The organism is Marinococcus tarijensis (genome assembly GCF_054971385.1).
In genome coordinates, this window is the sequence record NZ_JBQOJA010000054.1 from 1 (window position 1) to 8,101 (window position 8,101).

The window sequence follows — 8,101 nt, forward strand, 5'->3', positions numbered from 1 at the left end:
TGGCCCTGTACGGTTTGCACGTCCTGTTCCACGTTTTGGGTACTATTGTTATCCACTTCCTGCGTCACCTGTTCCCGATGCGTTCCGGCCGAGCCGGACGTTTCGCCTTTCATGTTCTGAACACTGGCCGTGTCTTGGCCGGAGGTATTCGCACTGGCCGACGCCGGAGCGTTGCCCGAAGGTGTTTCTGCAGAATCCGATTCGCCAGCCGCCCCGGAGTGGTTCGTCTGGACGTTGCCGCCAGATGCTTGCTGTTGCCCTTGAACGGTTTGCACGTCCTGTTCCACGTTTTGGGTGTTGGTTCCGTCCATTTCTTCCGTTACCTGCTCCCGGTGCGTTCCGGCCGAGCCTGTATTTTCGCCTTTCATGTTCTGGACGCTTGCCGTGTCTCCGGTTTCAGCGTTGGCACTAGCAGACGCCGGAGCATTGCCCGTGGACGGTGTTTCTGCAGAAGCTGATTCGCCAGCCGCCCCGGAGTGGTTCGTCTGGACGTTGCCGCCGGATGCTTCCTGTTGGCCATGAACGCTTTGCACGTCCTGTTCCACGTTCCGGGTGCTGTTGCCGTCCGTTTCCTGTTCCATCCGTTCCCGGTGCGTCCCGGCCGTTCCGGTGCTTGCGCCGTTGATGTTTTCCACACTTTCCGTATCGCCCGTATCGGCGTTCGCCGTGGCCGATGCCGGAGCGTTCCCGGTGTCCGGACTATCGTCCGTGTCCGTTGCTTCGGTTGGAGCCGGAGAAGAAGTCGCCTGTCCGTTCGTTCCAGACGCCGAGCTGTTCATGCGTTGTTGGGCTTCAAGGTTCGATGCAGATGCCCCTTTGGAGCTGTTTGCTTGGCCGTTGGCCCTGCCGTTCGTCCGGCCTTCCGTTCCCGTGGCTTGCCCTTCTTCTTCGTCCATTTCTTCATGCAGAGAAGGAATGGAACGTTGATTGCTGTTCGCATCGTTGGATGATGCTTGGCTCTCCTTCGTATCGTTGGATGAGGACGCCGCCGATGCACCGGATGCCGATGCGGAGCCGTTGGCTGTCGTTTGATCGCCTTGATCGGTGACGCTTTCGTTGGCCGTGTCGTTGCCCTGGCTGTCCGTTCCGGTTTTGTTGCCCCGGTAGTCGGCCATGTTTGCCACGTTTCCGGTTCCTCCCGAGCCGGATTGCCCTTCGGCGGCCTGCGACACGTTCTCCCGATCTTGGCCGTTGCCGTTATTCTGGTTCGAGCCGGAGCCGCCCGAGCCGCCGTTGCCTTCTTCCTTGTTTTTGCTCATTTTGTCGCTGATGTTTTTCACACCACTCACACCGGCTTTGGTTGCCCCGGTTGCGCCTTTAGCGGCCGCATACGTTCCGGCCAGAGCGCCCCAGCTGGATTTCAACCCGGCATCTAGGCCAAAGAGCCGTTCGACAATGTTTGGTCCGTCTAACACGGCCACACTAAGCCCGATCATGCCGAGAACGTACACCAGACCATCGGTGCTGTCGTTCAGCATGTCAGCCCCGATCATATAGATTTTTAGAGATAAAAAGACCATGATCGTCACCATGAAGATGCTGATGATGTTTTGGACCACCTGTTTCATCCGTTGCCCGGAGTGCATGTCGGACGCCGCCACGAGCGGAGCCAGTACATAGTTAAAAGCCAGATTGAAAAACAGCGTGGCGAGTTTGACGCCAATGATCACTAAGACGGCCGCCACGACCGTCAGTGTGGCAATCAACGGGACCCAATCGACCTCATAGCGATAATAGTATTCCTGCGTAATACTGGAAATCCACCCGCCATCTTCAAGGTCCACGACTTCCCGTGTACCGTCCGGCAGGGTCTGGATTTTTTTCGAGACAATATCTTGCCCGTCATCCGATAAATCATCTTCACTGTTGATCTTCGTATCTTCATTCAGTGGCGCATTGATCGTAAGGTCTTGGGCGTAGGACGGATTGATCTTATTGCTTTCATCCAATTCCGTGGTTTCCCATTCATTGATGTCATAGAGCGCCGCATCGGTGATATTATTCGTAATCGCTTCATCGGCTAAGGTGCTTGTGCCGTTCTCAAAGTTCACCGCATCCACGGCTTGGTCCGTAAATTCATTGGCCTGATTCATCCCGACCGACAAAATGGTCATGATCGCCAGCGCCATGAAGATGTTCGACACCAACGCCGGACGGTTCACGGCGTCCTGTTTCAAGATAAGCAAATACCCAATAAACATAAGGTTGATTGCCATAAGAATGACCAACACGGGTTGCATCGTGTTTACAAATTCCGTGATCTGCGGATTGTCGTATAAGAGTTTCAGCCCCAGCATCGAATCCGTGATATTCTGGAACGCATCGACAATCCACGCCATGCCTTTGACGAACATCCATGCCATGATACGGAGAAAATCAATCACGATCGTGCCTTTCGTTAATTCGTCGGAAAATCGTTCGAGGTATTCCAGTATTTGTTCATCGTTCACGGCGTTCCCTCCTTTCGGCCCGGTCTAGCAGGTCAAAAACTCATTTACACTGGTGTTGATCGCATAATCGTACTCATCTACGAGCACGTCCACATTCCCGGAACCATCGTTTTTTTCTTTGACTTTGACCGTCCCATCGGTGAGCCGGATAATCAGTTCGCCCCCCACCTTCATATCTTCAAAATGGTGTAAGACGTCAGCCAGTCGTTGAAGAGATCGGTTCGGCATGTTCATTCTCCCCTTCTTGGTCCGTTTGATAATGCTTTCGTTTCTTCTGAATTAAGTCCCGAGCGCCTTTGATTATCCCTGCTTTAAGAACACCTTCTTCTTCCCAATCGGCCAAGTAGTTTTCCAATTGTTCGACCGTGAGGTCTTGAATCGGCGTATCGGTTTGATTTTCAATGACCTCCATCAGCTTTTGGTCATCCAATACGTTTTTCACCATAAAGGTTTCAAAAGCTACGGCCTGTTGGTTCAGTGCCACCGGGCCTTGATCGGCGGTATCGTCCTTAGCCGTGGCAGACGATTGCTGTTGCTTGTGATCGGTTGGCGAGTGCTGTTCGTTGGCTTGGTCTTGCTCCGATGCCTTGTGATTGGCCGAAGCGTGATCGGTGGTTTCTTCCTCGAATCGGTAAATCACCTTTGTCAGATCAAGCCCCGCATGGTCACAGGTAATATCAATGTCCTCCAGGTCGGTGTCGGTATTAAATTGGTCACTCAAATATTCATACCGGAATTTCATCCGGGTCTTGCCGTGGTTGTAAATCGGGTACGGCGTCACGTTCTCCCGGTTCAAGTCCTCCCGTTTGATGCCCCGGTACACCACCATTTCGCCCGGTTGTAATCGGCCGAGTTCGGACGCATCGAGCAGGCGGCGGCCGTCCGTTCCTTCGGTCTTGTTTTTATCGATACTAAGCGTACTCCCGGACCGGCTGTTGGAGCTGATCGTTTTTTCCCCCAGCAGTTTGGAAAATTCTTCGTTCGTTTCGTAGTCGGTCGAAAGCAGATACATTTTGTTGGCACAGTTGCCAATGATGTTGTCGGCTTCCTTGTCGTATTTGTGCTTGATCTGCGAGAGGTCCTGCACGACCAGATTAAAATGAATCCGGCGACCGAGACTAACCGTAATCATGTTGCCCATGTCCGAGATCGACGGCATGTTCCCAAATTCATCTAAAATAAAGACCACCTGCCGGATGCACTTACGCCCCGGCGTGAAGTAAGAGGTTTTCGCCAGTTCGGTGTACAGCTGCTTGACGTACAGGGACGCAATCACATGCAGGGAGGTATCATCATCCGGTGTTAAGAGAAAGACGGCCGTCGGTTTCGTGAAGTGTTCAAATTCCCGGAGCGTCATAGTAGCCAATTTTGCTCCTTTGCGGGTGAATTGGTGCGTGTACGTTACGGCTCCGGTCTCTTCGTTAATCTCGTTCACAGCCACGGTTAAGGCCGCCCCCGTTTGATGATCGTGAAAGGTCACGGCATCGCCTACCTTTAATGCCCGGTCATGACTGAACTTGAACAGGCCGTTCGTGTTCGCCCGGGTGCGTTCGGTTCCCTCCGGGAACGTAGCCGTGACTTCGCCCTGCGCCGATGCAAAACCCGTGATGTGCTTGCCAAACCCGACCTTTCGCATATCAAACGAATGGTGCGAAGTCATTTTCGCAATCGGCGTGAGGGTGAAAATGCTCAACTTATCAAACGCATTGGCAAAAATCCCGGCGACCGTCTGGCCCGCCCCACTCGCGAATTTCACCGTGGCGTACTGGAGTTTCGCCGGGTGATTGCGTGGGAGACTATCAAAAAAGTGGTCCAAGCCGGAAATCATCGTGCCTTTCTCGTCCGTTTCCTGTTGGCTTGCCAGTTCGTTGAGGGTGTTTGCCACGGAGTACATCGTGATTTTTTCCGGGTGGTCCGGCAGGTTCTTTTCACACAGCCCTAAAATCAGCGCTGTGCATAAGGAACTGGCCGAATCCTGCCAGAATTTATCCTTCGCATCCGGGTCTGAATACAGCATGTGAGCAATCGCCTTCGCATGTTGTTCGGCCTTCCCCAAATCGCCTTCCTCATAGGCATCAATCACCATCCGTAGGATCTGAAAACTCATGGATCGGATTTCCGGTTCAATCAAGTTCAGGGCTTCCACATGATAGCCACGGGCTTTTAATGTCTCTTTCGATGCCGCCAGAAGCTCACCTTTTGGATCATTTAAAACCATAGAAGCCTGTTTTGCGGCCCTTGAGTAGATGTCGATCATCGGAAACATACCGATTTCGCCTTTACCACTTCTTGTTGTTCCTATCCATAAGTTATTGCTTTTGGAATCATCAATGTATATCTGTTTGCCTTCCCGAGAAACCGGAACGCCGCCTTCGCCCGGGAAACGCTGTTCTTCTTCCGTGGCTTTTTCGGGAATCGCTTTATACTGCTGCTGAATTTCTTTCAAAGTGGTAAAGCGACTAGAGCCTTTCGCATCCCCTTCGGTAATATCTTTAAAATTACTCCTTAGTTTGTAATAGAAAATACCGCCTACGATCAGCGTTGCCACGCCCATGAACAGATAGCCAAGCGCCGGAATATCGGACGTGGTAAATAACAGCCCCAGGAAGTCAAACGATACGCCGGGAGGGTCCGGGTTGCCAAGCCCTTGAAGCAGGTTGCGTACGTTCGTGATACAAAAATTAATCAGCGTATTAGATAATAGAAAAAAGACCAACGCCCCGAGCAACGCTAAAATGCCGTGGGCTTTTTTTGTTTTGAGTATCTTCATGCTGTCCCTCCTTTAAAGGTCGTCCCGTTGCTGTTGGGCTTCTTCTTTGTCCTGTTCCAGTTCCTCGATCTTATCGGCATCCTCGTCCTCGTCCAGTTCTTCGATCTGGCTGTTCAGATCGTCAATCGTAGACTGATGCTCTTGATAGGTGTCGATCGTCTCCCGAACGGCATCGGTCTGGTGGTTCTGGTACACCTGTTCAGCTCCTTCCACATCGTCTTGATGCAGGTGGGCTTTTGCCAGCATTTCACTCCGGCGGTTGGTCATGTCTACGTTATCGTTGTTCATCACCTTGTCGTAATTGCCGTTCTGATATGCCAGTTCAAATGCCCCTTCGTCCGTTGGAAACGCATCGTGATAGGCTTGGAGCGTGTCGGTATTTTTGTTCAATCGAACAAATTCCACGGCCGTGGCTTTGTTGTCGAACAGCTTGTTCATTTTCTTAAACTGGTCCTTGTCGGCTAGAAAACTCGCATAGATGTTTCGTTCCTGCGTGGAGAGATCGTCCGGGTCCTTATCCTTGTAGTAATCCAGTAACTCCTGTTTGTCTCCCATGAGCGCATCTTGATACGTGCTGACTTTGGCTTCCTGTGTTTCGTTCGTGTTCGTCACTTCCTGCATTTCCGCACTCACGGAGGATAATTGAATGACAAAGAAGGAAAACAGGCCAATGGACGTGAGAACGAAAAACGCCGCCACGCCGTACACGGTTTTGCGTTGCCACCGTTTGAGCCGGGACACGTAGTTGGCATCCACGTTCTCGTTCGGTTGAATCTCTTCCTCGAATTTGTATTCTTCTTCGACCAATGCTTCCATATCTTCCAGAAACCCGAGCCGCATCCGTTCTTTTTCCTTGCTGGTGCGAATCTTCGGCAGGTTCTTCTTGATGTGCATGAACAGGTTCGGCGCCTGTTTGCTTCCGAACGTGAACGTCCCTTCGTACATTTCTTCGTTCAGATCATCGTCCAACACGTAGAAATAGGCCGGTATCGTTTCGTTCCGGTCCCGCATCTCCATTTCGACTTCCTGCGAGAGTTTCACGGCTTCATCAAACGGAATCCGTTGATGCCGGGGGATTTTTTTGTGAGTTCCTTTGGTGAAATTGACATACAGCATGTGCTGACCTCCTAAAAAAAGCACGAAAAAAAGAGCCGCAGAACGGCTCTTGCTTCGATGCTAGGTATTTTAAAATTATGACGTTAAAAGGAAATATTGGAATCAATGGCCTGAGCTAACCCGTAAGCGCCCATTACAATGACAAGGCCAACAGCGGCGCCGATAAACCAACCGACTGATTTTGGCCGGCCCCGGTCGCCGCCGAGAATCAAGTAATAGCCGCCCACGCATAACGCAATAGCAGCGGCAATCAGCCCCATCGTTTGGGCCATGCTTAGAATATCTTCCCCGGTCGAAACAAGGCCGTCTACACCGGCCGCCCCTATGGTGAACGATTGAAGCATTAATTCTTTCATCGTACCCCTCCTTTGGGTGGTTTAGTATCGTTCCGTTGGTTCTTCGGTGTTTGTTTGTGTCGCTTCATTGGCTTGGGATTTACTTGTCGTATCTTCATCATCCAAGCCGACAAAATCCAGCAAGTGATCGTCAATGTATTTGGTGTGCTGTTCGTGCAACCAATCTTCGTAATTGACGTTCTGTTTTTCCATCATCTTTTTTGCAATGTCTTTCTTTTGTTTCTGTTCTTTTCGTCCTGCCACGGAGACACCTCATTTACCCGGAGTATTTTTCCACGAAGGATTGGAGTTCGCCCTCGTATTCTTCTCGTTGGATGTCATCCTCGTCCACCTCAAACTCTTCCAAGACTTCTCCATCCTCGACATACACCACTTCATCACTAGGTGTAATTAAATTCCTGTCTCGACTGTCATCATTGGCCCGGTCTTTCGTTGCTTGGTCATACTCCCACCCGTTCGTATAGGTGAGTGTGGCACTGGTGTCCTCAAACGCCTGGAACACGTTTTCTTTGGATTCGTCCACGTCCGGGCTGTAAATATACATCGCAAACCCGGTGAAATCATCGGCGTTGATCGTTTCCTTAAACTGATCGTAGTCCTCGATTTCTTCCGTGGACGGCCCACCACAGGCCGACAGCGTGAGAACGGAACCAAACAGGGCGACAAGGCCAAGACGTTGTTTTCGCATCCTACCCATCCTTTCCTGTGCATTCTACCCCTTCCTTCTGGTTCAGTGTCGGGGACGTACGCTTTATGGCTGAAAGCGTGAACCCTATGGAAACCTGCGTACGACCGGAGCCGTAGCTTCCCAATGCACAACGTTTTAGGCATAGCACGAAGAACCAGAAAGAAAACGGCATTTTACGCTATCATGGTAGCGGCGAGCTTTAGGCTAGAACACGCAAACCTGTATCAACATCGTATATCCTTGAGATCATGCCGGGAATCAAAAGGACACGCTGTATGTAATTTTGTATGGAATAACTAAGCGTTCGTCACCAACTCGTCTGTTGGTTTCTTTCGTTTAGCAATCTGACAGTGTTCATGATTCTGTGCAGAACGTACTCGATAGTAAATGTCGGCTAATCGAGCAACTTTTCCTTTTCGTTCCACTGCCATACTGCCTTTTAGTTCATAGTATTCACCATCGAATGTGCGGATAAATTTGGCTCGAAAAGCCAATTCACATGAGGACACTCTCTGTTGTTTTTGATTCATTTCCCTCACCTCGATATGAAAATCCGTAAAAATTATTATCTTGGTTATTTTTATTTATTGTTTTGAAACCCTTTCTTTCCATTTCTACATTTATTTTAATCAAAAGGAAAAACGAAAGGGGCTGTCCCAAAAATAGGACAGCCCCCCTTTTCTATGCGCAAACAAAGAAAGAGATCATCCTTGAATGATAT

Annotated in this window: 7 protein-coding genes; all 7 read right to left on the reverse strand. The window is 50.5% G+C overall.

Features of this window, described 5'->3' with window-relative positions; translation table 11 throughout:
* On the reverse strand, window positions 1-2,450 hold a 2,450-nt coding region (locus tag ACTTK7_RS16685; RefSeq protein ID WP_462869229.1), incomplete at its 3' end, for a pLS20_p028 family conjugation system transmembrane protein.
* A gap of 24 nt (window positions 2,451-2,474) precedes the next feature.
* On the reverse strand, window positions 2,475-2,678 hold the full coding sequence (locus ACTTK7_RS16690) for a hypothetical protein (protein ID WP_462869230.1): 204 nt from the start codon (window positions 2,676-2,678) through the stop codon (window positions 2,475-2,477).
* Window positions 2,647-5,220: a VirD4-like conjugal transfer protein, CD1115 family gene (locus ACTTK7_RS16695; RefSeq protein WP_462869231.1), complete on the reverse strand. Its 2,574-nt coding sequence runs from the start codon at window positions 5,218-5,220 to the stop codon at window positions 2,647-2,649. Before ACTTK7_RS16695 ends, ACTTK7_RS16690 begins: the two co-directional genes overlap by 32 nt.
* 12 nt (window positions 5,221-5,232) lie before the next feature.
* Window positions 5,233-6,336 carry a hypothetical protein gene (locus tag ACTTK7_RS16700; protein WP_462869232.1) on the reverse strand — a complete coding sequence of 368 codons (1,104 nt, stop codon included), beginning with the start codon at window positions 6,334-6,336 and terminating at the stop codon, window positions 5,233-5,235.
* An 83-nt stretch (window positions 6,337-6,419) separates the two neighbouring features.
* Window positions 6,420-6,692, reverse strand: coding sequence for a hypothetical protein (locus tag ACTTK7_RS16705; RefSeq protein WP_462869233.1), 273 nt, complete (start codon window positions 6,690-6,692; stop codon window positions 6,420-6,422).
* Window positions 6,693-6,713: 21 nt separating this feature from the next.
* Window positions 6,714-6,935, reverse strand: a complete 222-nt coding sequence (locus tag ACTTK7_RS16710; RefSeq protein WP_462869235.1) for a hypothetical protein — start codon at window positions 6,933-6,935, stop codon at window positions 6,714-6,716.
* A gap of 13 nt (window positions 6,936-6,948) precedes the next feature.
* Complete coding sequence (locus ACTTK7_RS16715) at window positions 6,949-7,380, reverse strand: hypothetical protein (RefSeq protein WP_462869236.1); 432 nt, start codon at window positions 7,378-7,380, stop codon at window positions 6,949-6,951.
* Between the last annotated feature and the right edge of the window lie 721 nt (window positions 7,381-8,101).